The sequence below is a fragment of the Leclercia sp. TB492 genome (genome assembly GCF_049974505.2).
Lineage (GTDB): Bacteria > Pseudomonadota > Gammaproteobacteria > Enterobacterales > Enterobacteriaceae > Enterobacter > Enterobacter adecarboxylatus_C.
This window is the reverse complement of the sequence record NZ_CM127572.1, coordinates 2,362,795-2,388,182: the sequence shown is the minus strand read 5'-3', so window position 1 is coordinate 2,388,182 and position 25,388 is coordinate 2,362,795. Positions and strand designations below refer to the sequence as shown.

The window sequence follows — 25,388 nt, the reverse complement described above, 5'->3', positions numbered from 1 at the left end:
ATCTGAAAAGGAGTGCTTATGAACAGCTTTTATTCGCAGCAGGCGCATTGCACGGTGCGCTGGCAAGAACTTCCCGGCCACGGCGAGCCACTGGTTTTTATCCACGGTCTCGGCTGCGCCTCTTCTTATGAATATCCCCGTATAGTCTGCGACCCTGAGTTCGGTTCCCGTCGGGCCATCCTTATCGATCTGCCTGGCAGCGGTTACAGCGATAAACCTGAAGCCTACAGCTATCAAACCTCAGCGCAGGCTCGGGTGGTCATTGAACTGCTTAACCATTTAGCCATAACGTCATTCTGGCTGTACGGGCACAGCATGGGAGGCAGCATTGCAATCGAAACGGCAGAACTGGCCGATAGCCGTCTGCTGGGTCTGATCGTTTCTGAACCCAATTTTCATGCCGGAGGTGGCGCCTTTAGCCGGGATATCGCCGCCCGGACGGAGAACGATTTTATCCGTACCGGTTATCAGGCCCTGCTTGAAGCTGAAACCTCGCCCTGGAAAGGATGCCTGCAAAGTAATGCTCCCTGGGCGGTGTGGCGCGGTGCCGCGAGTCTGGTTAAAGGCGTACAGCCCAGCTGGAACGTGCGTTTTCAACAATTACCTTGCCCGGTCTGGCTGATATTTGGTGAGCTTTCACTGCCCGATGCCGACGTGGACGAGATGCGCCAGCAGGGTATTGAGGTAAAAATTATCCCCGATGCCGGGCATTCGATGTCGTGGGAAAACCCGTCGGCGCTGGCGAAGGCGTTGGCTGATTGTATCCAGCAGAGTCAGGCGGGCCGGTGAGGTTGCCGGATGCGGTGCAAGCACCTTATCCGGCCTACAAAACCCATTTCACCTGCTGCACTGAACGTAGGCCTGATAAGCGTAGCGCCATCAGGCATCTGTTTCAGGCCAGTAAGCCCTGCAACGCCTTCCGATCATCCATCGTCATATCGTGTGGATGCTGATACCCGATATTATCAATCGCCTGGGTATACAAGGCCACAAGCCAGTCATAGACATAGGCCGTCGCGGCATGCACTGGCTGCTCGCCGAGGCGGGTTAAGCGGGGGGCGCTGCTGTTGACCGTTGGCGTGACAAATACCGGCTGGCCCTTGCGGACACGGCTGGCAGGGCGCTCAGAAGCTGGCGTCTGCGCATAGCCGACCCAGCCCACAAAGTTCCCCAGCGCGGCGTGCAGCTGCGCGGCGCTGCTTTTATCGGTATCGACAATCTTTTTCAGCTGGGCGAGCAGATTCAGGCGGTAGCTGGCGATCACCAGCACATCGCTAATCTGCTGCAGCACCGCGGTGTCGAGTCCCAGGCGGCTGGCGACGGCGTCGTCGCGGCTCCACTGGCGCAGGTGATTCACCCAGACCTGATGGGCGAGGCGGGCTTTGTCCGTCGGCTGCCATATCTCATCGGTATCCTGGGCGCTGTCGGCAAACAGGTCGATGGCGTCGGTAAAGAGACCGTTAACCTGCTCCTCGCGCGGCTGCTGCACCGCGAGCAGCGTTTCGAACGCGCGCAGCGGCGGGAGTAACCCTTCCAGCAGCTCCCCGTGACGGGCGGCGCTTCCCTGCAGGGCGCGCACCACCGCTTCCGCGGCGCGGCGCTGGGCAGTCGGATCCTGAGTCAATGGCGCCAGATACCCCTGCATCAGCTGGTGCAGGTCACGCTGATGCCGCTGGCGTAAGGCCAGCAGACGCGTATGGCGCTGGGATGGCAGAGTTGCCTGCGAAAGCCACTCGAGCACTCGCTGCATGCTGCTGCTGTCGAGCGCCTGCAGGGTGCCCCAGTACTGGCCGGGTTTGCCAAGCAGCTGTTGCACCGCTTCGTCGAGATTGGTGCGGCGGGTAAAGCGTGCATCCTGCGGGGTGATCGCCCACACCAGCCCCGGCAGGGCGGCGTCGTCGCCCGGCTGGGTCTCTTTTACCCAGTTGAGCAGCGTTTTAGCGGTCTTCGCCGTCTGGCCGTGATGGGCGGTGGCGTTGCAGATCACCAGCACGTCCGGCTGCAGATGCTGGCGATAATGCTCCAGCAGCCACTGCTGTTTGGCCTGGGCCAGCGGGAGATCGGGCTGGGCCGACGGGGCCGGAATATCAATGATATCCACCCCGGCCAGGGCGCTGTTTTCGACCGGCAGGATCAGTTCGCGGGTCAGCAGGGCCAGCACGTCCAGCGGAATGCTGATGGCATTGAGCAGCTCGCCGTTATGCAGCGGATGCAGAACCGCCTGCTGCACGTCCGGCAGGGCAATATCGCCCCGGGTGAGAAAACCTTCGGTCGGCAGGCCAAAATTATCAACCAGCAGGCTCAGCGGTGCGGCCAGCTCCCGGGCATGGCTGGTCTGGTGCAGGATATGCGCCAGCTTCAGCCACTGCTGCGTCAGTTCCTGCTGCTCGCCCCACAGCAGCGACCAGACGCTGGCGCGGGTGCTCAGATCCAGCGACGGCAGCAGCAGGGCAAACTGGTGCCACAGGGCATCGTCCATCTGCTGGGCTGCGGCGGGTACCGTATCGCGCCAGTAGTGGGCGATGGTACCCACGTCGGCGGGGGTGATCCCCGGTACGCTCTGGGGCTGACGCAGGGCGCGCCACTTCTCCAGTCGCGCTTCAATCACGGTTTTGTCCACCGCAGGCAGCGTGGCGCGGGCAAGGAACACCTGCACCAGCTCCGCCTCGGTGAGCAGGCTCAGGCGCAGTGGAAAGGCGTCATCAGCGACCTCTGCCGCGTTCGGACTGAAGCGCAGCGCCATGTTGGTCAGGGCATGCCCCGGGTTGATATGCGAAAAGTAGTCAAAGGTCCGCTGGCCGACAATCACGTTCATTCGCTGATTGTCACTGCCGCACAGGGTAGCGAGCAGGTGGGCTTTCGCCGCCTGTGAGTGACCATATAAACCAATGGTGCTCCCCGAGGTCAGCGCCCGCGCAATGGCGTGTTCCCGCGCGTCGGCCACCGCCAGTCTTGCCAGCAGGGCGTCGGCGTCGTTATCGAGGATCGGGGCGTGCTGGCGCGTTGTGTTGATCCACCCGATTAACGCCTGAGTTGTGGTCGTCGTGGCTGTCATTTCAGGTATACGCTCCCGCTGTCGATCCAGTAGTGGCTGCCGCTGTGTCTGCGATCCGCCAGGGTATTCAGTTTAAAGGTCAGGGCATCGGGTGGCACCGGCGTACCGTCCTGCAGCCAGGCATCGCTCAGTTCAAAGGCTTCCGGGCCATCATGCTTATTGCCGCCGCAAAGCTTCAGGCGCACGTTCAGCACCCCGTCCCCGGCGATAGATTTCGCCAGTTCCGCCGAGTTAATGCTCAGCGTGTAGAGCGGGGTGGCAGGCCAGCGGGCGTTCGCCAGCTGACGGAAGCCGAGAGTCACGTTGCCGCGCAGCGGGAAGTGCAGACGGGTATCCAGCTTCGCCCCCGGCTTGTCGAGGTCGATATCCTGATACCAGACGTTCTCTTCACGCAGGGTGTTGACGGTGTTATCCAGCACGCCCAGGTAGCGCACGGTGGAGTACGCCCCGATATCCGCCGCCTTAAAGTTGAAGCGCGGCAGGCGCAGATCCAGCGCCAGGCTACAGAGCATCGCCCCGACCGCCGCGGTGGATTTCGGGTTGCCGATGCGCCCCTGCTGGCTGAACGGGTACCACTCATGCACCCGGTACTTATCCAGCCACACCATCCGGCTGACCGGGACCGGTTGCAGATGGCGGATCAGCGCCTGGACGCCCGGCAGGCAGCCTGGACGTCCGGTGATCAGCAGAATATCGCAGGCGTAGTGGGAGATCGCCTCCGCCACGGCGTGCAGCGGCGCGGCCAGGGTAAAGTGCCCGGCCAGCATCGCATCCTGCATCTCGCGGAAGTTGACGTGCAGCGGCACGGCAAACAGGTCGAACGGCTCCGATCCCGCTGGCAGGGCGTGTTCGATGGCCTGCTGCAGATAGTTCATTACGTTGCGCGTTGGTTTGCGGGTCAGCAGATCGCCAAAGGTGGCGTGCAGCCCGTCGAGCGGATCGTCGATATCGCTGGCTTCCCAGGCGGCGAGGATCGCATGACCAATCGGCATAAACAGCTGTAACGCCGTCTGCTGGCGCAGCACCGCCTGGGTGTCGATGCGCCCGGAGTCGCCAAACAGCGAGGCCATCAGCAGCGAGGCATCGGCAATGCCGGACTTCTGCAATTGCGTCTGCAGGGCAGGCAGGACGTAACGCTGAATCACATCCAGCATGGTGTCATCGCCCGCCACCTTAAAGCCTTCGCGGAACAGCAGCTGCGGCGTGATTTTGACGTTGCTGCCGGAGCCATCGTCGAGCTGGTAATGGGTGATCGCCATGTCGGTGGTGCCGCCGCCGATATCAATCGAGGCCACACGCAGGGCGCGACCCGGCTGACAGCCCGGCTCCGGCTCGCGATCCGGGCGGGCCACGGCCGCAAAGAAGGCTTCGGTCTGGCCGTTATAATGGGAGATGGCTTCGTTATAGAGCCACACCAGCTGGCCGCAGCTGGCTTCGTCCCACTCCATCTGGATCTCCGGCACCGGCACCACGCTTTTCTCCTGCTGTTTGCGGCTGGAGAAGTCGTCATCCTGCGGGTGCCAGCCCATCGCTTTCCAGACGATGGCGATGGCTTCGAACATGCGGCGGCGGAAGATCTCGCGCTCCTGCTTCGGCATCGCCGAGGGCAGGGTCAGGATCAGGGTGCGCAGCTGACGCGGCGAGGCCGGGAAGCCCAGACGCAGACGGGTGGCAACGCTGTTAATCTGCCCCAGCGCCTGCGCCAGCAGCTCGCACAGCATATGGGTCATCAGGGTGCTGCGGCTGTACTGCGGCGAGAAGACCGGCAGACGCTCGTCCTGCGGCAGGGTGAAGAGCGGCTGACCGTCATCGTTCATCAGGTTCATCAGCGGGAAGGCGGTCGCCAGCGGCTCGCGCTGGGTTTTGCTGTTCATCTGGCTGAAACGCCAGTCCTGCACCACCGGGGTTTCATCCCACAGGTAGCGGCGCGGGCTGGAGATACCGCTGTTGCCTTCGGTGCCCAGTCGCTGGGTTGCCAGCTTCCGCGCTTCGTCGCCGACGCGCACGATGGATGGCCAGACGAAAGCATCTTCGCGGCCGCTCTCCACCGAGAAGTGCTGCTTGCCGAAGCGGGCTTCGGAAAACTCCAGACGGCTGGTAAACAGCGGCTCGTTGAGATACTGCGGTTCGCTCAGGGATCGCACCTGCAACTCGGCGGTCTGACGCAGACCGTCGTTGGCGTCGCCGTGGTCTTCAATGATCACGCCGCAGGTATGGGTATTGCCCACATCCAGGATCAGGTCCACCGGGATCGCCGGAGTGCTGAGGGTATGGGTGACGAATTTTACCTCCGGCACCGTCAGCTGCTCGCCCAGCATCGCCATAATGTTCAGCCAGTGCGCCTGGTACTCAAAGTTGCGCATCGCCAGCTGGAGATCGCGTTCGGCGCGATTCTCCACGCCCGTGGCGTACTGGGTGAAGGCCTCGCGCAGCCAGCCGTCAATCCAGGTCTGGTCGAGGAAGTTCGCCACTTCGTCATCGCGCCAGGCCAGCGCGAAGCGGGTGCCGTTAAGAATATCGTTCTCCACCGGCGACAGGGGGCTGGTGGCATGGGCGGCAATCTGGCTGTCCAGCGCCAGGGTTACGCGATGGCTGTTCCCGGCATTATCGGGCGTCTCCAGCTTGCGCACCTGCACCCGCGCCCAGTTATCCGGGCCTTCAACAAAGGTACGCGGCGGGTTAAAGCGTAAAAACGGCACCGGCAGCCAGACGCCGTCCAGCACCGCCAGCGACTGCTGGAGCAGAATGGTGCTTTCGGGTTTGACCACTTCCGGCTGTCCACCGCCCGTGGCAGGCAGGGTATAGCGGCCATTAACCAGATCGAAATCCAGGCGCAGCAGGGGGCCATTCGCGGTTTTACGCACGAAACGTCCGCTCTGGGCGGAGTCCTGCGGCGTCAGGCCAAAATCAAGAAACTGAACGCCGCTGTTCGCAATCAGCGTGACGCTCTGTTTGTAGTCGCAAAGGTTTACCAGCATAGGATCACGCACCTGCCTTCCTGAATGTCAATGGAACCACGGTTTTCGCGTCGTAGCGCGCGCTGCATTCTGCCACGTCGTTGGTACCGGCTTTACAGGTAATTTCCGGCATCGGGTAGCGCGAGCCGTCGGCGCAGCGGGCGTTGCCGCGGGTTTTAATCATCAGCTCACCGTTGCTGTGCAGCCCGGAGAAGACCGTTGCGCGGCAGACCACGTTCTTACCGTGAACGACGCGGGCCGTACCTTTATTGTTCTGGATCTGATAGCGCACGTACGGCGGCTTACCGGTGATGGGATCGGTCACCTCCAGCATCGCCCGCCAGCTGCCGTTAAGAAAACGGGTCGAGCCTGATTTCACCTGACCGGCTTCCATCACCATCGCATCTTTCGGGATCGCGGTAATCACCACCGGTTCAGCCTCGACCGGCTCAGCAGCTTTCACGGCGGCCACTTCGGCCTGGTGCAGCGGTAAATTCTGCGGCAGAGGCTCTACGGCGGCAACGGGTTTTGGCGCGATCGCCACCGGGGCGACGGCTACGGCTTTCACCGGCTCAGCGGTGGGGGCCTGCTTCGGCCACAGCAATGGGGCGGCCACGGCGGCAACAACCACTGCGGCGACAGGCAGCGCCCAAAGCGCAACGCGGCGTTTTTTCGCCGTGACGATTGCCGGGGCGGGTTCTGGCTCAGGCTCGCTGGCGGTCATGACCGGGGCAGGATGCGCCTCGTAGAGATCGTCGGCGGTGATATGCACCGTCGCCGGGGCGGCAACCAGCGGTTCATCGGCTTTCTCAAAGACGATGGCCGGGGCCGGTTCCGGCTCGGGTTCCGGCTCAATAACCGGGGCAGGCATTGGGACCGGCAGCAGAGAGGCGCGCAGGCAGTCGAGAATATCCTCACGCGCGTTTTCATTAAGATTCACAAAGCCCCAGAAGGTGATCACCGGCTTGCCGTCCACCAGGAACAGGAAGTTTTCCCCCGGGAACTGGAACGCTTTAGACAGCAGGGAACCAAACAGCTGCTGGGCGGTTTTTGGCGACTGGAGCGATTTCTTGCTCAGGGATTCCACGCTGGACAGGGTGCTTTCCAGCAGGCGCAGCGCCCGGAAGCGCGCATCTTCGTCGGCGGCTTTCCAGCTGGTCACGACGCCTTCCGTAGGCGAGTACCAGTCTACCCGGTCGCCTTCGTCGTTGACCTGGGGGATCGCAAGGCAATCAACGATCGACTGCTGTTTGCGCAGGCGCAGGGCCTCACGGATTTGCAATGCTGATTCAAAAACGGCCTGTCCGCCGCCGCCAACGGCCTGAAAATCATCCAGATTGCCGCTGCGTAAAAGGGTTTTTGCCACGATTTGATCCCATAGACTTTTTCACGCGTCTACTTTACGAAATCTGCGGGCAAGCAAACGGCAGAAGAGACGGCAAAAGGGGTGATTTCTTACAGCATTGAGGCAGCGGAAAGTGCTTGACGTTGAATGTACCTTAAGACAAATCACTCTCCCGCAGGTGGTGGGAAAATCAGCGGAAATAACTGCTTTAGAATAACCTGATAGTGTTTCGTTATTTGCCAGGGGAGAGGGGCTGTGCTGTTATTACCATTCTATATAATAAAACCAAACAGGTAATAAACATGTCTACAGGGAAAACTCTCCTCGCGCTGGCATTAAGCGCGCTGTTACCGGCAGGTGCCGCCTCGGCGGCGAATAACGACACCATTATCTACTGCTCAGAGGCCTCGCCTGAGTCGTTTAACCCGCAAATCGCCAGCTCCGGCCCGACCTTTGTCGCCAGTTCGCAGGTGCTGTACAACCGCCTGATTAACTTCGATCCGGTGAAAAACACCCCGGTTCCGTCGCTGGCTGAATCCTGGACCATCTCCCCGGACGGTAAAACCTATACCTTTACCCTGCGCAAAGGAGTGAAGTTCAACAGTAATAAATTCTTTAAACCGACCCGCGACTTTAATGCCGACGACGTTATTTTCTCGGTGCTGCGTCAGAAAGACCCTAATCATCCGTATCACAAAGTGTCGCAGGGCAACTATGAATACTTCAATGACGTCGGCCTGGATAAACTGATCCAGGAGGTGAAGAAGGTGGATGATACCCACGTCCAGTTTGTGCTGAGCGAACCGAATGCCGCGTTCCTCGCCGACTGGGGAATGGACTTCGCCTCGATCCTCTCCGCGGAATATGCCGACGCGATGCTGAAAAAAGGCACCCCGGAAAACGTAGATACCTGGCCGATTGGCACCGGGCCGTACGTGCTTCAGCAGTATAAAACCGACTCGCAGATCCGCTATCTGGCTAACCCTGACTACTGGGATGGCGCGGTGCCGACCAAACACCTGATCTTCTCCATTACGCCGAACGTCGAAACCCGCCTGGCGAAGTTGCAGACCAACGAGTGCCAGATCATTCCTGCGCCATCTCCGGTGCAGTTTGACGTGATCAAGAAAAACAAAGATCTGACCCTCCACTCGGTGGATGCGCTGAACGTCGGCTATCTGGCGTTTAATACCGAGAAAAAGCCGTTTGATAACGTGCTGGTGCGCCAGGCGCTGAACTATGCCACCGATAAGAACGCCATTATCAACGCGGTGTTTATGGGCTCCGGTACGGTTGCAAAATCGCCGATCCCGCCGAACATGATGGGCTTTAACAAAGATCTGCAGGACTACGGTTACGATCCGGAAAAAGCGAAAGCGCTGCTGAAACAGGCCGGGCTGGAGCAAGGGGCGGAAGTGACGCTGTGGTCGATGCCGGTGCAGCGTCCGTATAACCCGAACTCACGCCGCATTGCCGAGATGATCCAGAGCGACTGGGCGAAGGTGGGGATCAAGGCGAAAATCGTCTCTTACGAGTGGGGCGAATATCTCTCCGGGATGCGTAAAGGCGAACACGACAGCGCGCTGTTTGGCTGGATGTCGGATAACGGCGACCCGGATAACTTTGCTGACGTGCTGCTGGGCTGTAACAGCATTAAAACCGGCTCCAATGCTGCACGCTGGTGCGACAAGGGCTATGATGACCTGGTCCAGAAGGCGAAGCTGACCAGCGATCCGGCTGCCCGCGCGAAGCTTTACAGCCAGGCGCAGGAGATCTTCTACCAGCAGGCCCCGTGGATTGCGCTGGCGAACGGCAAAACCTTCTATGCCACCCGCAGCAACGTAAGCGGGTACAGCGTGAGCCTGATGGGAAGCGATTTCTCGAAGGCGAAGCTGAACTGACGGATTGCCGGGTGGCGGCTTTGCCTTACCCGGCCTACCCATGCACCCGTAGGCCCGGCAAGCGCAGCGCCGCCGGGCAGACTAATAAGGAGTGACAATGTCACATTTAGAGGAAGTTATCGCCCGCGTTGATGCCGCGGTGGCGGAAAGCGTGATCGTTCATATGAATGAACTGCTGATTGAACTAAGCGAAGACAGCGAATTAAGCCGGGAAGATCGCTATACCCAGCAGCAGCGTCTGCGCACGACCATTGCCCATCACGGCAAACATTATAAAGAGGAGCAGGAAGCCCGCGAAGAGAGCCTGACCAAAGGCGGCGTGATCCTCTGAATTCAGAACGAGCGCCTTGCCACCAGCCAGGCGCCAATCACCAACAGTACCGCGCCGCATACCGGACCGATCAGCGCCTTTAACGGTACCCCCTGGCTGCGCACCACGTCCATCACCAGACCGCCAATCAACTGGCTGGCGACCAGCACCGCAATGGTCGTTGCGGCCCCGACATACTGATACCCGCTGATGCTGGCAAAAACAAAGAAAGACCCCAGCAGGCCGGGAATTAGGGTCCACCAGCGCACCTGGTGCACCAGCTCGCTGAACCCGGCGACACCGTTTTTAATCAGCAGGATCGACACAAACAGCACAATGCCCACCAGCGAGTTGAGCAGCATGGCGATAAGAATGGTGCTCGAGGTCTGGGTGATGCGCACCATCAGCGTGTTCTGCACCACCAGGCCAATGCCTGCCGCCACCAGAAACACCAGGGTCAGGGACTGATTCATCCGATAGCATCCGGGTCGGTGCGCTCGTCGAGCTGCAGCTGCATAAAGGTCAGATCCAGCCAGCGGCCAAACTTGGTGCCCACCTGCGGCATCTGTCCGGTAGTGACAAAACCCAGGGTCTCATGCAGATGTAGTGAGGCGCCGTTCTGCGCTTCAATCCCTGCCACCATCACGTGTTTACCGATGCGACGCGCTTCCGCGATCAGGGCCTTCATCAGCTCGCGACCAATGCCTTTGCCCTGATGGTCGGAATGAACGTACACCGAATGCTCAACGGTATGGCGAAAGCCGTCGAAGGCACGCCAGTCACCGAACGAGGCATAGCCCGTCACCACTTCGTTTTCCACGCTCACCAGCACCGGGTATCCGGCCAGTTGGCGCGCCTCGTACCATGCGATACGGTTATCGGTATCGACCGTGGCATCGTTCCAGATCGCGGCGGTGTGCAGAACCGCGTGGTTATAAATCTCACCGATGGCGGCGCAATCCTCTTTTAAGGCGTGACGAATAATCATGGCGATCCTCAGGCTGTGTGTTCACTATAGTGGTACGTTTCGTCACAATATTACACAGGGTGACAGGCTAAACGCTACGGTATAAGCCATATCTTTTTATTATGGAAAAAGCACGTTGTAATCCATTACTTTCACTATAGTATTACGTGATGAATACTATGCCAGACAATATTAATCAACGGATCAGCGCACGCATCCGGCTGGAGCGTGAATCCCGAGGCTGGTCTCTGAGCGAGCTGGCGGAACGCGCCGGTGTCTCACGGGCGATGATCCACAAAATTGAACGTGCTGAGAGTAGCCCAACGGCCACGCTGCTGGCACGGCTTTCCGGGGCGTTTGGCATCAGCATGTCCACGCTTATTGCGCGCGCTGAACTGCAGGAAGGCAAGCTGTTGCGCTTTGCCAACCAGCCGGTATGGCGCGATCCGCAGACGCACTATCTGCGTCGTCACGTCTCGCCGCGCTCCGATCTGCCTATCGATATGGTGCAGGTTGAACTGCCCGGCGGCAGCGACGTGCCGATGCCAGCCTCTTCTTATGCCCTTGCACGCCAGTTAATCTGGCTCCAGTCTGGCGAACTGGTGTTCCTGGAAGGGGATACCCGCCACGAAATGCGCGCCGGGGACTGCCTGGAATTAGGCCCACCTAACGATTGTCGGTTTATCAACGAAAGCCGCGAGCCCTGCGTGTATCTGGTCGTCAGGCTGAACCAGTCTGGCTCGTAATGTCAAAGCAGACAGAGGAAGATGCGGCTAGTCTCTAAGGACGTTTGTCTAAACAGGAGTGAGGTATGAGTCAATCTTCAACGCAGAATCGTCAATGGCTTCTGGCTTCCCGCCCCCATGGCGCACCCACCACTGATAACTTTCGCTTTGAAACCACATCTATTCCGGAACCTGCCGACGGCCAGCTTCTGCTGCGCACTATCTGGCTGTCGCTCGATCCCTATATGCGCGGCCGCATGAGCGATGCGCCGTCCTACTCGCCGCCGGTGGAGATCGGTACGGTGATGGTAGGCGGCACCGTCAGCCGCGTGGAAAAATCGAATCATCCTGACTATCAACCCGGCGAATGGGTGCTGGGCTACAGTGGCTGGCAGGACTATGAAGTCTCTGACGGCAGCGGGCTGGTCAAACTGGGTACAGACCCCGAACACCCCTCCTGGTCGTTAGGCGTGCTGGGGATGCCCGGCTTCACCGCCTATATGGGGCTGCTTGATATTGGTCAGCCGAAATCAGGTGAGACGCTGGTGGTCGCTGCGGCTACCGGCCCGGTGGGCGCAACCGTCGGCCAGATTGGCAAGCTGAAAGGCTGTCGGGTGGTGGGCGTTGCCGGCGGTGCGGAAAAGTGCCGTCATGCAGTCGAGGTGCTGGGCTTTGACCACTGTGTGGATCACCACGCCGCGGATTTTGCCGAGCAGCTTAAACAGGCGTGCCCGCAGGGTATTGATATTTATTATGAAAATGTTGGCGGCAAGGTGTTTGATGCCGTGCTGCCGCTGCTGAATACCGCGGCGCGCGTGCCGGTGTGCGGGCTGGTCAGCGGATACAACGCCACCGACCTGCCGCCTGGGCCGGATCGTCTTGGGCTGCTGATGGGCACCATCCTGAAGAAACGCATCCGCATGCAGGGCTTTATCATTAACCAGGACTATGGTTATCGCATCGCAGAATTTCAGCAGGAGATGGGCCGCTGGGTCCAGGAGGGCAAAATCCACTACCGTGAACAGGTCACGGACGAGCTGGAAAATGCCCCTCAGGCACTGATCGGACTGCTGGAGGGAAAAAACTTCGGTAAAGTCGTGATACGTGTCGCGAACAATAACTTATAGTACCTGTTATGGCGGATTATTCCGCCATAATTACCTGGGCAAAATTCGAAATAACGTCTTTAATTATACCAACATAGATTAGTCCGGTCGCCATATACGTAATGAGGGACATTAATTAATCAATTAATTTTGGTTTTGATGGATGACTTTTTTTAAAGTTAATCAGGCATGAAGATACAGGATATATCTTTCCCGCAGCGGTCAGTTTATCACTGTGGAATATAAGTTAAGTGTTGGTAACAGGAATTGAACATGCTGGATTTGGACAATTTAGAAAAGGCTCAACGAATGAGCCTGACGATGCAAGTTGAGGTGAGTCTGAAAGGTGCCCTGATTGCAGGGGCCCTGAAACCAGGCGCACGGCTCGTCACCAAAGAGATTGCGGATAAGTTAGGTACCAGTATTACTCCTGTTCGTGAAGCACTGCTGCGGTTGGTCTCCGCTGGCGCGCTGCACGCCACCCCGGCGCAAGCGTTTCTGGTGCCGGAAGTCTCGCTTGAGCGCTACAACGAAGTCAATGCCATCCGTAAGGAGCTGGAGTGCATGGCCGTTGCGGCGGCGTGCGAGCAGATGTCTGATGAGCGGATCGCCACTCTGCGTACTCTCTCCGACAATTTTCATGATGCGATGAGCAATGGAGAGGTGGAGCGTGCGCTTCATGCCAACCGGGCTTTTCGCTTCACGCTCTATCACTATGCGGATATGCCAACGCTGATGGCGCTGATTGAGCAGTTATGGGTGCGTATTGGACCCTGTTTCAACTGTCTGTACGATCCCGAAATTGTGCTGCCGTGCCGCTCCTATCGCTACGATGAATTACTCACTGCCCTGGAACAGGGCGATACAGAAGCCAGCCGCGCGGCGATTGACAAAGTCATCGACGAGGCAAATGCCATATTGATTAAGCAGTTTTTACCGTAATTTACTTAAACAAGCGAAGCGGTAATATCACGGACTATTTCCTTGCATTATTTTCCGGCGGTCATTGTGCTGCCGGAAATGCTATTTCCTTTCAAACTGATAAGACCAGCCTGGCTATGAATTAACCACAACACCTGCCGATAACCCTAAAAGGCACAGTTGCCTTCTAAGGAGCCAGGAATGAGTGTCAGTCAACGATTACGTAATATAAAAATGAGCAGAAAGCTCGCGACAGGTTTTGGTCTGGTGCTGCTGCTGGTGGCGGTATCGACGCTGTTGAGCGTGCAGCGCTTCAAAGAGATTCGCGACGTCTATCAGCAAACTAACCTGATCTATAACATCAATATCGAGGTCTTCCAGGCCAAGATAAACCGCCTTAAATTCCTCTATAACGGTGACGAAAAATCCGGTCAGCTGATGGCGAACTACGTCAGGCATGCTGCCGACCTGACCGCTGAAGCCCAGCAGCTGGAGTGGACACCCAAAGAGAAAGCGATCATTGACACCATTGCCGGGCATCTGGCCCGTTTTGGCAGCAGCGTGAGCGAAATGCAGACCGCGATGGCGGCCTGGCGCGCGGACAAAAACGATCATGCTGCAACAGCAGCCCTGAAGGCGGCGGAAGACAAAGTCAAAACCGCAGGGGACGACAGCAGCGCTGCGATCCGCGACATCATCGCGCTGGTCAAAGTCCATAACGACTCGCTGGCCTACAGCTCCAGCACCATCACCGCCATTATTGGCGTGGTGGCCGTTCTCTTCGGGATCCTCGTCTCCTGGTGGGTTACCCGTCAGATCACCCATCCTGTTAAACACAACCTTCAGCTGGCCGAGCGCATTGCCAGCGGCGATCTCAGCTCGGATATTCTCCCGCAGGGTGAAGACGAACTGGGCAAACTGACCGGGGCGATGGGAAGGATGAACGATAAACTGCGGCTGATGATTGGCGAAGTCCGCAGCAGCGTGGCGCAGGTGTCGCTGGCGGCAAGCGAAATTGCCGAAGGCAATACCGACCTGTCATCGCGCACCGAGCAGCAGGCCGCGGCCGTGGTGCAAACCGCAGCCAGCATGGAAGAGCTGACCGCCACGGTGAAAAACAACGCCGATAACGCCCGTCACGCCAGCCAGCTGGCGGCAGAAGCCTCGCAAACCGCCACCCAGGGCGGACGGGTGATGCGCGATGTGGTGAGCACCATGAGCGACATTAATACCAGCTCGCAAAAAATTGCCGATATCACGGCGGTGATCAACAGCATCGCCTTCCAGACCAATATTCTGGCGCTGAATGCCGCGGTAGAAGCGGCGCGCGCGGGGGAGCAGGGGCGCGGCTTTGCGGTCGTGGCCAGCGAAGTGCGCAGCCTGTCGCAGCGCAGCTCTCAGGCGGCGAAAGATATCGAACTGCTGATCAGCGAATCGGTCACGCGTATCAACACCGGTAGCGATCTGGTGGCGAAAGCCGGGCAGACCATGGAGCAGGTGGTGGACTCGGTGACCCGCGTCAACGATATCATGGGTGAGATCTCCTCGGCTTCCGAAGAGCAGAGCCGCGGCATTGAGCAGATCTCCCGTGCGGTGATGGAGCTGGACACCACCACCCAGCAAAACGCCTCGCTGGTGGGTGCATCCTCGACGGCGGCAGGGGCGCTGGAAGACCAGGCCCGTCTGCTGGAGTCGCTGGTAGCCGCGTTCCGTCTGGAGCAGCGCGCGCAGATGGCATAAAACAAAACCGGCAGCCTGGGCTGCCGGGTTTTTTATTACTCGAAGCGATACGAGACGGAAAGGCCCACCCCGTAGTTACGCCCCGGAGCCGGTTCGTAGTAACGCCCGTTTGATTCGTTGACGATAACCGAGCCGACATACTCTTTGTCGAACAGGTTATCCACGCGGCCAAAGACGTCCATGCCCCAGTTGCCGACGTTCAGCTTATAGCCGGTATTCAGGCCCACGACGGTATAAGAGGGAGCTTTGGCGGTGTTTTCGTCATCGGCCTCGATGTCGCTCATGTAGCGCACATCCGATCCCGCATACCAGCCCTCTTCAGGCTGCCAGCCAAAGGAGGCATAGCCCATGTTGCGCGCAATGCCCGGCATCCGGTTGCCTTCGCAGTCTGCGTCACCACAAACGTTGGTGCGGTAGGTGGCATCCAGGTACGTCCACGCCATCTTCAGCTTCCAGTTCTCGGCAAACTGCTGATCGAGTGAAAGCTCCACGCCCTGACGACGGGTTTTACCCGCGTTTTTATAGCTGGTGCGTCCGCCTGAGCTGGCGTCGACCACGATCTCATCGTCGGTATCGGTGCGGAACAGCGCCGCGGTAAAGAGGCCATTGCCGACCCGCGTTTTGCTCCCCACCTCGTAAGTATTGTTGGTCGACGGCTTGAGGCCGAAGTTGAGGCCGCTCTGGTTATCGGAACGGTAGGAGAGTTCGTTGATGGTCGGGGTCTCAAAACCACGGCCCGCAGCGGCATAGACGTTCCAGGCATCGGTCACGCGGTACTTCAGCGCGCCTGCCGGGAGCCATTTGTGGTAGCTGGCATCGCCGCTGTCATCGCCGTTTGCGCCCTTCACATAGTGATCGTTCGAATCAAACCACACCGAGCTGTAGCGCACGCCCGCGTCGAGGGAAAGCTTATCCGTCAGCTGCCAGTTGGTTTGCAGGTAAGGGTCGACGTTCCACATCAGGTTGCGCTCATCGCGGCGTTTCGCCCCTTTGACGCCATAATCCGGCACGCCGTTGTTCATGACGTAGTTTTCATACCCGCGACGATCTTCGCTCAGGTTTTCGTAGTTCAACCCGGTGGTGAAGGTCATCGGTACCAGCAGTTCCCCACGGTGGGTCCAGCGGGTGTCGATCCCCTGGTAGTGGCGCTGCATGTCGATCACGCCGCCCGCGTGGGTCGGGCGCAGCTGTGGCTGGTAAGGGATCGACTGGTACTGGGTCATCTCACGTTCGCCAGCGTAGGCCATCACGCTGAGATCGTCCTGCGCGCTCAGCTGGCGCTCATAGCGCAGGCCCGCCTGGGTCTGCTTGATGGTTTTACGGGTATTGTACTGATCGCCTCGCGGTGACTGACGCGGGTTGTCCCGCCACTCTTGATAATCCAGCCCGCCGGGATCGTTGGCTTTCATATCGACGCTGTTAAAAATCAGGGTCAGCTTGCTGGCGTCGTCGATACGCACGCCCAGTTTGGCGTTGGCGAGGTTTTTACGCGCGCCGCTGTGATCGCGATAGCCGTGAGTGGTGAAGCGGGTGGTGGAGACGGTGTAATCCACATCCCCAGGCTGGGTGCCGTCACCCATCGCCCCGGTGGCTTTCATGCCGTAGCGCCAGCTGCCGTAGCTGCCGTAATAGCTGCTGGCTTCCACGGTGGTGGGTTGACGTCCGGTTTCGGTGGTCATATTTATCACGCCGCCCGAGGCGTTGCCGTACAGAGCGGAAAACGGCCCGCGCAGCACCTCTACGCTCTCGATGCTGTTGATATCAATGTTGGAGGTTTGCCCCTGGCCGTCCGGCATGGTGGCCGGTATCCCGTCGACGTACAGACGAATACCGCGCACCCCGAAGGTGGAGCGGGCACCGAAACCGCGGGTCGACAGCTGGAGATCCTGGGCGTAGTTCTGACGGTTCTGGATTTGTAGTCCAGGAACGCTGCCGAGGGTTTCAGAGAGGTTAATGCGCGGGGTGGCCTGGCGCATATCATCGCCGTTGACCACGCTGACCGCCGCAGGCGTATCCAGCTCAGAGAGCGTTTGCGGCGACGCGCTGACGATCATGGTTTGCTCTTCGGCCGCCATCGTGGCGACAGGCGAAAAAATAACAGGAACCAACAGCAGGGGAAGCGTTGCCTTACGGGCAGAAATGATTTTCATGAATAAAAGCCGGTTAAGGGAATGACGAACCAAATGGAACATGTACTTATATGGTAAATCTTTTGTAAATGTTTTGAAAACCATAAAAGCACATAGCGTTAATCAAAGTGTAGGATAAATCGGCGGATCGTCTTGATGCGATCAAGAATTACTCCACATTGCGATAAATAATGATTACTATTCTCATCAATAATCAGGCGAAGCGATGACTTTGCCAGCCGGAAGCGATGTCACCGATACCATCTACGTTAAAAGGGAGTTGTTATGAATTTACGTCACCTGTGCTCGCCGCGTCTGCGTGGCTCACTGCTGTTAGGTTCTCTGCTGGTCGCCGGGACCTTTAATGTTCATGCCGCCGAAGAGATGCTGCGTAAAGCGGTGGGTAAGGGCGCGTATGAGATGGCCGTCAGCCAGCAGGAGAACGCATTGTGGGTCGCTACCACCCAGAGCCGCAAAACCGATAAAGGTGGGGTGGTTTACCGTCTCGATCCGCTGACCCTGGAAGTGACACAGGCTATTCATAGCGACCTGAAACCTTTTGGTGCCACTATCAACAACGCCACCCAGACGCTGTGGTTTGGTAACACCACCAACAGTGCGGTGACGGCGATTGACGCCAAAACCGGTGACGTGAAGGGCCGTCTGGTGCTTGACGATCGTAAGCGCAGCGAAACCGTCAAACCGCTGCAGCCGCGTGAGCTGGTGGCAGATGACACCACTAACACCGTCTATATCACCGGTATCGGTAAAGAGAGCGTGATTTGGGTGGTGGACGGCGAAACGCTGAAGCTGAAAGAGACCATCACCGGCACCGGCAAGTTCAGCACCGGTCTGGCGCTGGATGCGCAGGCTAAGCGCCTGTACACCACCAACGGCGACGGCGAGCTGCTGACCATCGATACCGCGACCCATAAAATCATCGAGCGCAAAAAACTGCAGGACGACGGCAAGGAGCACTTCTATCTGAACCTGAGCCTCGACGTGAAGGGCCAGCGCGCGTTTATCACCGACTCTAAGCAGCCGGAAGTGCTGGTCATCTCCCTGAAAGACGGCAGCGTCATCAGCAAAGTGGCGGCGCCTGAGTCACTGGCCGTGCTCTTCAACCCGGCACGTAATGAAGCCTACGTGACCCACCGTGAAGCGGGTAAGGTGAGCGTGATTGATGCGAAAACCTATAAAGTGACGAAAACCCTCGACACTCCGACCTTCCCGAACAGCCTGGCGCTCTCTGCCGACGGTAAAACCCTGTTCGTGACGGTGAAGCAGAAGTCTTCCCGCCAGCAGGAAGCAACCCAGCCGGATGATGTGATCCGTATCGCGCTGTAAGTGAAGTCCCGTGCCGGGTGGCGGCTGCGGCTTACCCGGCCTACAACACCACGTAAACCGTAGGCCCGTGCAAGCGCAGCGCCGCCGGGCAAATATGTTATTCCGGGCGCTGGCACAGGCCGCATGCCAGCTGCGTAAACACCGCAATAATGTCCGGCAGCGCCTTCATGGGATCTTGGCTGGACGCTATCCATAGCGCGGCGCTCATCGCGGCGCTGTTTAACATATAGGCCGCGGCATCCGCGTTCACGGGGTTTATCTCGCCGCGTTCGAGCATGTTTATGATGCTCTGGCGGGTGGATGCAAGGCAGCTCAGCTGACCCGGCCACTGGGCGGGGTCGCCCAGAAAAGCAGGGCCATCCAACAGAACGATGCGTTGCACCTCCGGGTCGAGCGCCATTTTAATATAGGCCACCCCTTCGGCTAACAGTCTTTCCCAGTCATCATCCACATCAGCGGCCTCAGCCTTAGCGCGTTGCGCCATTTCACCATCTATCTGGTCGACAACGGCGGCGAGGAGACCTTTTTTATCGCCAAAATTGTGGTACAGCGCCCCGCGAGTAAGGCCGACGCTGGCGGTGAGTTCATCCATTGATGCTGCGGCAAAGCCCTTTTCAGCAAAGGCTTTTCTTGCCGCCAGGATCAGTTTTGCCCGGTTCTCTTCCATCGTTTCGCTGCGGCGTTTGGCCACCATAGGTCCTCCATCTTCATTTGACATACGCGGCGTATGTGTGATTAATGTGACATACGCCACGTATATTAAATCATCCTTACGTGCTGCGCTTGACGTTTTTTAACCTTCTCTACAGTACAGGACACGCTATGATCCAGCGCGAACCGATTTTCCCTGCAAACCGACATGCGCTCTATGAAGCGCACGGTTACTCTGCCGCCATCCGTTCCGGCGATTTACTCTTTGTTTCTGGTCAAGTGGGGAGCCGCGCCGATGGCACGCCGGAGCCGGATTTTGCCGCTCAGGTACAGCTTGCGTTTGAGAACCTGAAAGCGACGCTTGCCGCGGCGGGATGTACATTTGACGATCTGATTGATGTCACGACTTTCCATACCGATCCGCAGAATCAGTTTCCGGTGATTATGCAGGTCAAACAGGCTATTTTCCCGCAGCCTCCTTATCCGAACTGGACCGCCGTCGGCGTGACCTGGCTGGCAGGATTTGATTTCGAAATTAAGGTGATTGCGCGCATTCCGCAGTAATCCAGGCCCGTGCAAGCGCAGTGCTGCCGGGCAAAAGGGTGAGTGCGGTCTGTTTGCCGGGTGGCGGCTTCGCCTTACCCGGCCTACGAAAGGATGTGCGTGCGGATTTTGTAGGCCCGTGCAAGCGCAGCGCCGCCGGGCAAAAAAAGGGAAGGCATCAGCCTTCCCTTTTTTATTCATGCTTTTACCTTGAGGTCTCTTCCACCAGCAGACCATCCTGCTTTTCATCGTCCGGGTGTTTTGGCGCGGTGCTGTGGATCTCATGCACGCGCTTACGTACGCCAAACCAGCCCGCTACCAGCAGAACCGCCAGCAGAGGGATAGTCGCAATGGTGTAGGTGCCGTTCGGGTAGTCGAACGCCATCAGCACCAGCACGCTGAACAGGAACAGCAGGGTCAGCCAGGAGGTGACCGGTGCGCCCGGCATTTTGAAGCTCACGTCGGCAGCGGTGCCTGCCTTAATCGCTTTGCGCAGACGCATCTGGCACACCACGATAAAGGCCCAGGAGGCGATAATGCCCAGCGCCGCCACGTTCAGCACGATCTCAAATACCTGCGACGGCACCAGATAGTTCAGGAACACGCCGAAGACGTAGACCACCAGGGTCGCCAGAATGCCCGCGTACGGCACCTGCTGCTTGCTCATCTTCGACATAAACTTCGGTGCAGAACCGCCCATCGACATGGAGCGCAGGATACGGCCGGTGGAGTACAGGCCGGAGTTCAGGCTCGACAGCGCCGCGGTGAGAACCACGATGTTCATGATGCTGCCCACGTACGGCACGCCGAGCTTCGAGAAGAAGGTCACGAACGGACTTTGACCCGCCTGGTAGGCGTTCCACGGCAGGAGCAGAACCAGCAGCACCACGGAGCCAACATAGAACAGGCCGATACGCCAGATCACGCTGTTGATAGCCTTTGGCACCATGTTCTCTGGATCTTTACATTCGCCCGCCGCAGTACCCACCAGCTCAATGGAGGCAAAGGCGAACACCACGCCCTGAACCAGCACCAAGGCCGGCAGAAGGCCGTGCGGGAAGAAACCGCCGTTATCGGTGATCAGATGGAAGCCGGTCATGTTGCCGTCCAGCGGTTTACCGCTGCCGAGGAACACCGTACCGACGACCAGGAAGATCACAATCGCCAGCACCTTAACCAGCGCAAACCAGAACTCCATCTCAGCGAACCACTTCACGCCGATCATGTTCATGGTGCCGACAATCGCCAGCGCGCCAAGGGCAAATACCCACTGAGGCACATCGCCAAACGCGCCCCAGTAGTGCATGTAGAGCGCCACCGCCGTGATATCCACGATCCCGGTCATCGCCCAGTTGACGAAGTACATCCAGCCCGCGACATAGGCGGCTTTTTCACCGAGAAACTCACGGGCGTAGGAGACGAAGCTGCCGCTGGACGGACGGTGTAACACCAGTTCGCCAAGGGCACGCAGAATAAAGAAGGAGAAGATACCGCACACCAGATAGACCAGTGCGAGGGCCGGGCCAGCCATCTGCAGACGAGCGCCTGCACCTAAAAACAGCCCCGTACCGATAGCGCCGCCGATGGCGATCATCTGCACCTGACGGTTGCCCATCGCCTTGTGATAGCCCTCTTCGTGGGCGTTCAGCCAGCGACGTTTCGCAGCATGATGATCGGCTGCGCTTTTATTGCTTGTTTTCATTGAGTTACCTGTTTACCTGTCTGAATCATGTTTCATGATGTCCTCTCCGGCAGTTCACAATACAAACGATTGCTTTTGCGCGGAAATGTGCTGCCTTTCCAGTCATTCTGCGTATGGATAAGGCAAAACATGGCGAAGCATCCTACCTGCAATTAATATTCGACGCAAAAAATAACGGAGTGAAAGTGATGCGTATCGAACTAAATTTTTCGCACCGTACATTTATGAATCAGGCTCATAACCACAAGCATTTGTCGGCTGTAGTATGCATAAATAAATGTGCCTACAGTAAAGGCGTTCAGACACAGACGCTTGAGGTGAAAAATGCAACAACGACAACTGGGTAAAAACGGCTTAACGGTTTCGGCGCTAGGCCTCGGCTGTATGGGGCTGAGTTTCGGCTACGGCCCGGCTACCGACAAACAGCAGGCTATTAGCCTGATCCGCGCCGCGGTGGATAAGGGGGTCACCTTCTTTGATACCGCCGAGATCTATGGCCCCTGGCTCAACGAAGAGATGGTGGGCGAAGCGCTGGCCCCGGTGCGCGATCAGGTGGTGATTGCCACCAAGTTCGGCTTCGACTGCGAACAGCCCGGACAAGTGCTCAACAGCCGCCCGGAACATATTCGCACCGCAGTGGAAGGGTCGCTAAAACGACTGAAAACCGAGGTTATCGATCTCTACTACCAGCACCGTGTCGATCCCGATGTGCCCATTGAAGAGGTGGCGGGGACCATTGCGGATCTGATTGCCGAAGGCAAAGTGAAGCATTTTGGCCTGTCGGAGGCCGGGGGTGAGACCATCCGCCGCGCGCATGCGGTCTACCCGGTGAGCGCTCTGCAAAGCGAATACTCTCTGTGGTGGCGCGAGCCGGAACAGGCGATTTTGCCTTTACTGGAAGAGCTGAATATCGGCTTTGTGCCGTTCAGCCCACTGGGGAAAGGGTTTCTGACCGGGGCGATTAACGCCGGAACCACCTTCGACAGCAGCGATTTTCGTAATCAGGTGCCGCGCTTTAGCGAAGCCGCGCGTCAGGCCAATCAGCAACTGGTGGATGTGGTGCAGCGGCTGGCGGCGGAGCAGGGCGTGACGCCTGCGCAAATCGCTCTCGCATGGTTGCTGGCGAAAGCGCCGTGGATTGTGCCGATCCCCGGCACCACCAAATTGCACCGGCTGGAAGAGAACCTCGGCGCGGCAGGCGTGACGTTGTCACCGGAGGCGCTGAGCAATATCAACCAGACGCTGGCGAACATTGACGTGGTAGGCGACCGTTATCCGCAGCACCTGCAGGCGCGCGTCGGGAAGTAATTCAGGTTCGACGTAAGGCTTCTACCAGCAAGGCAAAGGCGGTGGTGTGCTGACGGCGGCTGGGGTAGTAGAGATGGTAGCCGTCAAACGCCGGACAGTAGGCCTCCAGCACCCGCACCAGCCGCCCCTGGCGGATGGCCTCCTGCACCGTATCTTCGGGAACATAGGCGAGTCCAAGACCGGCCTCGGCGGCATCCAGCCGCTGGGGCAAGTTATTCAGGGTCAGTTGCCCGTCCACCCGGACGCGGATCTCCCGCCCATCCTGAGTGAACTCCCAGGCATACAGGCCGCCGCGCGTCGGCAGACGCATGTTGATGCAGCGGTGCTCCGCCAGCTGTTCAGGCGTTTGCGGCTCCCTCTGCCGGGCAAAATAGTCCGGAGAACCGACCACTGCCATCCGCATATCGGGGGCGATGCGCACGGCAATCATATCTTTCGCCACCTGCTCACCTAAGCGCACCCCGGCATCAAAACGTCCGTCGACGATGTCCGTCAGGCCGTTATCTACCGTTACTTCCACATGGATATCCGGGTATTGCGCCATAAAGGGTTTCAGCACCGGCCACAGCACCGCGCTCATGGCATGTTCCCCGGCAGTGATGCGGATATTGCCCGCTGGGGTATCACGCATGTCGCGCAGGGCGCTCAGCTCCTGCTCGATTTCCAGCAGGTGCGGGCTGAGGCGCATAAACAGCTGTTCGCCCGCTTCCGTCGGCGCCACGCTGCGGGTGGTGCGGGTCAGGAGGCGCATATCGAGACGCGCTTCGAGGTTACGCATTGCGTGGCTCAGGGCAGACTGCGACACGCCCAGCTGGGCTGCGGCGCGGGTAAAACTGCGCTCCCGGGCGACCACCATAAACGACAGCAGATCGTTAAAATTGTCTTTCAGCATCGTGGCGTTCCCGATATATGAATTGTGCTCATGGTTCCTTTCTGATTATGCAGTCTAATCTTCGACGCCGCCCTGCGCTACTGTTAACGCAACAGCAAACGAGGAGTCAGCATGAAAATTATCCGCAGTGGTTCATTACCGTCCGTCCGTGGCCCCGAGGCCTGGTTTACCGGCACCGTGCGCATTGACGCACCCTTTCAGGCTACCGAGCCGGCAAAAGTGGGCGGGGCAACCGTGACCTTTGAGCCGGGCGCGCGCACCGCATGGCACACCCATCCGCTGGGACAAACGCTGATCGTCACCCAGGGGCGCGGCTGGCTACAGGAGTGGGGCAAAGCGCCCGAAGAGCTCAATCAGGGGGATATCGCGTGGATCCCGCCGGGAGTCAAACACTGGCACGGGGCCTGCGCGCAAACGGCGATGACGCACATTGCCATTGCGGAAGCGGTGAACGGCAGCCCGGTGGACTGGCTGGAGAAAGTCACTGACGACCAGTATCCGCAGCCGTAAACCATCTCTTTTTAATCAGGTAGAGCAGCGACACGTCGGTGGGATGAACCACCGCATGCAGCGCCCGGGTGTAATCCAGCACCAGCCCGGGCGTCCAGGCCATGTTGGTGGCACGCTTGCGCAACTGCGCGGCAATCCACAGTTCAGGAATAAACAGCAGCCGGATAAAACCGCCCCGGGCACAGCGCGCTTTTAACGCGCCGTCCAGGGCAGATTCGAGGGCATACGCCACGCTACTGGAACAGTTTCGCCAGGTCAGGTTGTAGGTTTTGGTTTGCCGGTAATGGTTCCAGAAACGGGTGAGTGATGTCGCATTAAAGGTGGAGAAGTGGATTTTGCGGTCGGACTCGCACCACATATTGGCTTCAAAGGGATAATCCGGTTGATATTTGCCCGCCACGGTGTTCGCCTCCACCGCCTTCAGCAGGTTAAAAAACTCCGACGGTGACCGGTCAATCTCCGCCGCCGGGTAGAGGCTGATATAGAGCGTCGGCGGCAGTTCCAGCGCCGCATGGCCGGTCGAGATCACGCCGTCGGCATCCACGGCGGCAATGTAGCGGTTGATCACCGGACGCGGGAGCGTCTGTTGTTTAGCCGAGCCCTCCGGCGTCCAGACGTGAACGATCAGCTGATTACCCGTCGTGTTCTCAACCTCCTGCGGGAGCGCCTCGCGCTCGCCAATCCTCAGCGTCTGCGGGACGAGAATATCGAATACCGAGCGGCCGTGGCGGACCTGGCGCATCCGCAGGGAGAGGATCACCGAGTGCACCCCGCCGGTGAGCATCACCATGCCGATAAACTGCGAGACGGTGCCGTCGTGTTCTGTCGGAAAGGGCAGGAACAGGAAAATAGCAAACAGGATTTGCGACACCCCGGAGAGCAGGGCGCGACGCCAGTGGCTAAAGCGCACCACCACCGCAGAGGCGATGGTGAACAGGCCGGTAATGAAGTACGCAATCCCGAAGACGATCGCCAGCGCCAGGGTGCCGTCATGGCGACCCGATAAAATCAGAATGGCGATTAACAGGAACACGCCGCCCTTAAAGTAAAAAATCCCGCGCTGGGTCCCTTTAGCCGCCGAGCCCAGCGCCAGAGAGACCAGGCTGTCGAGCAGCAGAAACAGCCCAAAGATATGCAGGGGGAAGTGCAGCCCACCCTGCAGGCCATCGATAAAAATGGCCAGCCCCAGCCCGCCCCAGAGCATTCCGGCCACCATGAAGAACGGCGCTGCTCTGCGGACAAACGCCGCCCCGGCCAGCAAAAAAGCGATTTGCAGCAT

The 25,388-nt window shown here is 58.8% G+C and carries 21 protein-coding genes; 11 read left to right on the top strand and 10 right to left on the bottom strand.

Annotated elements, in window-relative coordinates:
* Window positions 1-18: 18 nt before the first annotated feature.
* Window positions 19-789, top strand: a complete 771-nt coding sequence (locus ACP4QI_RS11300) for an alpha/beta fold hydrolase (RefSeq protein WP_426494610.1) — start codon at window positions 19-21, stop codon at window positions 787-789.
* A 103-nt stretch (window positions 790-892) separates the two neighbouring features.
* Here the strand turns inward: ACP4QI_RS11300 and ACP4QI_RS11295 are convergent, their stop codons facing one another.
* From ACP4QI_RS11295 to ACP4QI_RS11285, 3 genes are read right to left on the bottom strand one after another with little or no spacing between them, the layout of a single operon-like run.
* Entirely contained in the window at window positions 893-3,055 is a 2,163-nt protein-coding gene (locus ACP4QI_RS11295; protein WP_426494611.1) for a virulence factor SrfC family protein, read from the bottom strand.
* Window positions 3,052-6,033, bottom strand: coding sequence for a virulence factor SrfB (locus tag ACP4QI_RS11290; protein ID WP_426494932.1), 2,982 nt, complete (start codon window positions 6,031-6,033; stop codon window positions 3,052-3,054). Before ACP4QI_RS11290 ends, ACP4QI_RS11295 begins: the two co-directional genes overlap by 4 nt.
* Before the next feature lie 4 nt (window positions 6,034-6,037).
* The gene (locus tag ACP4QI_RS11285) at window positions 6,038-7,378 is read right to left on the bottom strand and encodes an SrfA family protein (RefSeq protein ID WP_285128709.1); all 1,341 of its coding nucleotides are present in this window, start codon (window positions 7,376-7,378) and stop codon (window positions 6,038-6,040) included.
* Between the two features lie 281 nt (window positions 7,379-7,659).
* Here ACP4QI_RS11285 and ACP4QI_RS11280 point away from each other — a divergent pair, with 281 nt between their 5' ends.
* Window positions 7,660-9,258, top strand: a complete 1,599-nt coding sequence (locus tag ACP4QI_RS11280; protein WP_285111830.1) for an ABC transporter substrate-binding protein — start codon at window positions 7,660-7,662, stop codon at window positions 9,256-9,258.
* 97 nt (window positions 9,259-9,355) lie between these two features.
* The gene (locus tag ACP4QI_RS11275) at window positions 9,356-9,589 is read left to right on the top strand and encodes a YdcY family protein (RefSeq protein WP_142489557.1); all 234 of its coding nucleotides are present in this window, start codon (window positions 9,356-9,358) and stop codon (window positions 9,587-9,589) included.
* A gap of 2 nt (window positions 9,590-9,591) precedes the next feature.
* Here ACP4QI_RS11275 and ACP4QI_RS11270 read toward each other — a convergent pair whose 3' ends face one another.
* Both ACP4QI_RS11270 and ACP4QI_RS11265 read right to left on the bottom strand, forming a co-directional pair.
* The gene (locus tag ACP4QI_RS11270) at window positions 9,592-10,041 is read right to left on the bottom strand and encodes a DMT family transporter (protein WP_142489555.1); all 450 of its coding nucleotides are present in this window, start codon (window positions 10,039-10,041) and stop codon (window positions 9,592-9,594) included.
* Entirely contained in the window at window positions 10,038-10,556 is a 519-nt protein-coding gene (locus ACP4QI_RS11265; protein WP_426494612.1) for a GNAT family N-acetyltransferase, read from the bottom strand. Before ACP4QI_RS11265 ends, ACP4QI_RS11270 begins: the two co-directional genes overlap by 4 nt.
* Window positions 10,557-10,705: 149 nt before the next feature.
* Here ACP4QI_RS11265 and ACP4QI_RS11260 point away from each other — a divergent pair, with 149 nt between their 5' ends.
* The 4 genes from ACP4QI_RS11260 to ACP4QI_RS11245 all read left to right on the top strand — a co-directional run bounded on the left by ACP4QI_RS11260 (window position 10,706) and on the right by ACP4QI_RS11245 (window position 15,027).
* Window positions 10,706-11,281 carry a helix-turn-helix domain-containing protein gene (locus tag ACP4QI_RS11260; RefSeq protein ID WP_142489553.1) on the top strand — a complete coding sequence of 192 codons (576 nt, stop codon included), beginning with the start codon at window positions 10,706-10,708 and terminating at the stop codon, window positions 11,279-11,281.
* Between the two features lie 65 nt (window positions 11,282-11,346).
* Entirely contained in the window at window positions 11,347-12,387 is a 1,041-nt protein-coding gene (locus ACP4QI_RS11255; RefSeq protein ID WP_426494613.1) for an NADP-dependent oxidoreductase, read from the top strand.
* 252 nt (window positions 12,388-12,639) lie between these two features.
* The gene (locus ACP4QI_RS11250; protein ID WP_142489551.1) at window positions 12,640-13,308 is read left to right on the top strand and encodes a GntR family transcriptional regulator; all 669 of its coding nucleotides are present in this window, start codon (window positions 12,640-12,642) and stop codon (window positions 13,306-13,308) included.
* 180 nt (window positions 13,309-13,488) lie between these two features.
* A complete protein-coding gene (locus tag ACP4QI_RS11245; RefSeq protein ID WP_426494614.1) occupies window positions 13,489-15,027 on the top strand; it encodes a methyl-accepting chemotaxis protein in 1,539 nt (512 codons plus the stop codon).
* 35 nt (window positions 15,028-15,062) lie between these two features.
* On the opposite strand, the gene pqqU is transcribed toward ACP4QI_RS11245, so the two are convergent.
* Window positions 15,063-17,177, bottom strand: coding sequence for a TonB-dependent receptor PqqU (pqqU, locus tag ACP4QI_RS11240; RefSeq protein ID WP_426494615.1), 2,115 nt, complete (start codon window positions 17,175-17,177; stop codon window positions 15,063-15,065).
* 264 nt (window positions 17,178-17,441) lie between these two features.
* Here pqqU and yncE point away from each other — a divergent pair, with 264 nt between their 5' ends.
* Complete coding sequence (gene yncE, locus ACP4QI_RS11235; protein ID WP_142489548.1) at window positions 17,442-18,503, top strand: 7-bladed beta-propeller protein YncE; 1,062 nt, start codon at window positions 17,442-17,444, stop codon at window positions 18,501-18,503.
* A 97-nt stretch (window positions 18,504-18,600) separates the two neighbouring features.
* Here yncE and ACP4QI_RS11230 read toward each other — a convergent pair whose 3' ends face one another.
* The gene (locus ACP4QI_RS11230; RefSeq protein ID WP_156263832.1) at window positions 18,601-19,197 is read right to left on the bottom strand and encodes a TetR/AcrR family transcriptional regulator; all 597 of its coding nucleotides are present in this window, start codon (window positions 19,195-19,197) and stop codon (window positions 18,601-18,603) included.
* 128 nt (window positions 19,198-19,325) lie between these two features.
* On the opposite strand from ACP4QI_RS11230, the gene ACP4QI_RS11225 reads away from it, so the two are divergent.
* Complete coding sequence (locus tag ACP4QI_RS11225) at window positions 19,326-19,718, top strand: RidA family protein (protein ID WP_142489546.1); 393 nt, start codon at window positions 19,326-19,328, stop codon at window positions 19,716-19,718.
* A 184-nt stretch (window positions 19,719-19,902) separates the two neighbouring features.
* Here the strand turns inward: ACP4QI_RS11225 and ansP are convergent, their stop codons facing one another.
* On the bottom strand, window positions 19,903-21,399 hold the full coding sequence (ansP, locus tag ACP4QI_RS11220) for an L-asparagine permease (RefSeq protein ID WP_426494616.1): 1,497 nt from the start codon (window positions 21,397-21,399) through the stop codon (window positions 19,903-19,905).
* Between the two features lie 324 nt (window positions 21,400-21,723).
* Between ansP and ACP4QI_RS11215 the strand changes: the two genes are divergently transcribed.
* Window positions 21,724-22,707, top strand: coding sequence for an aldo/keto reductase (locus ACP4QI_RS11215; protein ID WP_426494617.1), 984 nt, complete (start codon window positions 21,724-21,726; stop codon window positions 22,705-22,707).
* A gap of 1 nt (window position 22,708) precedes the next feature.
* Here the strand turns inward: ACP4QI_RS11215 and ACP4QI_RS11210 are convergent, their stop codons facing one another.
* Window positions 22,709-23,599 carry a LysR family transcriptional regulator gene (locus ACP4QI_RS11210; protein WP_285128716.1) on the bottom strand — a complete coding sequence of 297 codons (891 nt, stop codon included), beginning with the start codon at window positions 23,597-23,599 and terminating at the stop codon, window positions 22,709-22,711.
* Between the two features lie 111 nt (window positions 23,600-23,710).
* On the opposite strand from ACP4QI_RS11210, the gene ACP4QI_RS11205 reads away from it, so the two are divergent.
* Window positions 23,711-24,109 (top strand): (R)-mandelonitrile lyase, encoded by a 399-nt coding sequence (locus ACP4QI_RS11205; RefSeq protein ID WP_285128717.1) that lies wholly within the window; start codon window positions 23,711-23,713, stop codon window positions 24,107-24,109.
* On the opposite strand, the gene ACP4QI_RS11200 is transcribed toward ACP4QI_RS11205, so the two are convergent.
* A complete protein-coding gene (locus tag ACP4QI_RS11200; RefSeq protein WP_426494618.1) occupies window positions 24,081-25,388 on the bottom strand; it encodes an HdeD family acid-resistance protein in 1,308 nt (435 codons plus the stop codon). The genes ACP4QI_RS11205 and ACP4QI_RS11200 overlap by 29 nt on opposite strands.

Bases quoted from the DNA above. Each gene is read 5' to 3' on its own strand.
- yncE (WP_142489548.1), top strand. From the start codon at position 17,442: ATGAATTTACGTCACCTGTGCTCGCCGCGTCTGCGTGGCTCACTGCTG.
- ACP4QI_RS11275 (WP_142489557.1), top strand. From the start codon at position 9,356: ATGTCACATTTAGAGGAAGTTATCGCCCGCGTTGATGCCGCGGTGGCG.
- ACP4QI_RS11265 (WP_426494612.1), bottom strand. From the start codon at position 10,556: ATGATTATTCGTCACGCCTTAAAAGAGGATTGCGCCGCCATCGGTGAG.
- ACP4QI_RS11200 (WP_426494618.1), bottom strand. From the start codon at position 25,388: ATGCTGCAAATCGCTTTTTTGCTGGCCGGGGCGGCGTTTGTCCGCAGA.
- ACP4QI_RS11290 (WP_426494932.1), bottom strand. From the start codon at position 6,033: ATGCTGGTAAACCTTTGCGACTACAAACAGAGCGTCACGCTGATTGCG.
- ACP4QI_RS11295 (WP_426494611.1), bottom strand. From the start codon at position 3,055: ATGACAGCCACGACGACCACAACTCAGGCGTTAATCGGGTGGATCAAC.
- ACP4QI_RS11260 (WP_142489553.1), top strand. From the start codon at position 10,706: ATGAATACTATGCCAGACAATATTAATCAACGGATCAGCGCACGCATC.
- ACP4QI_RS11255 (WP_426494613.1), top strand. From the start codon at position 11,347: ATGAGTCAATCTTCAACGCAGAATCGTCAATGGCTTCTGGCTTCCCGC.
- ACP4QI_RS11300 (WP_426494610.1), top strand. From the start codon at position 19: ATGAACAGCTTTTATTCGCAGCAGGCGCATTGCACGGTGCGCTGGCAA.
- ACP4QI_RS11270 (WP_142489555.1), bottom strand. From the start codon at position 10,041: ATGAATCAGTCCCTGACCCTGGTGTTTCTGGTGGCGGCAGGCATTGGC.
- ACP4QI_RS11250 (WP_142489551.1), top strand. From the start codon at position 12,640: ATGCTGGATTTGGACAATTTAGAAAAGGCTCAACGAATGAGCCTGACG.
- ACP4QI_RS11225 (WP_142489546.1), top strand. From the start codon at position 19,326: ATGATCCAGCGCGAACCGATTTTCCCTGCAAACCGACATGCGCTCTAT.
- ACP4QI_RS11205 (WP_285128717.1), top strand. From the start codon at position 23,711: ATGAAAATTATCCGCAGTGGTTCATTACCGTCCGTCCGTGGCCCCGAG.
- ACP4QI_RS11230 (WP_156263832.1), bottom strand. From the start codon at position 19,197: ATGGTGGCCAAACGCCGCAGCGAAACGATGGAAGAGAACCGGGCAAAA.
- ACP4QI_RS11210 (WP_285128716.1), bottom strand. From the start codon at position 23,599: ATGCTGAAAGACAATTTTAACGATCTGCTGTCGTTTATGGTGGTCGCC.
- ACP4QI_RS11245 (WP_426494614.1), top strand. From the start codon at position 13,489: ATGAGTGTCAGTCAACGATTACGTAATATAAAAATGAGCAGAAAGCTC.
- ansP (WP_426494616.1), bottom strand. From the start codon at position 21,399: ATGAAAACAAGCAATAAAAGCGCAGCCGATCATCATGCTGCGAAACGT.
- ACP4QI_RS11215 (WP_426494617.1), top strand. From the start codon at position 21,724: ATGCAACAACGACAACTGGGTAAAAACGGCTTAACGGTTTCGGCGCTA.
- ACP4QI_RS11280 (WP_285111830.1), top strand. From the start codon at position 7,660: ATGTCTACAGGGAAAACTCTCCTCGCGCTGGCATTAAGCGCGCTGTTA.
- pqqU (WP_426494615.1), bottom strand. From the start codon at position 17,177: ATGAAAATCATTTCTGCCCGTAAGGCAACGCTTCCCCTGCTGTTGGTT.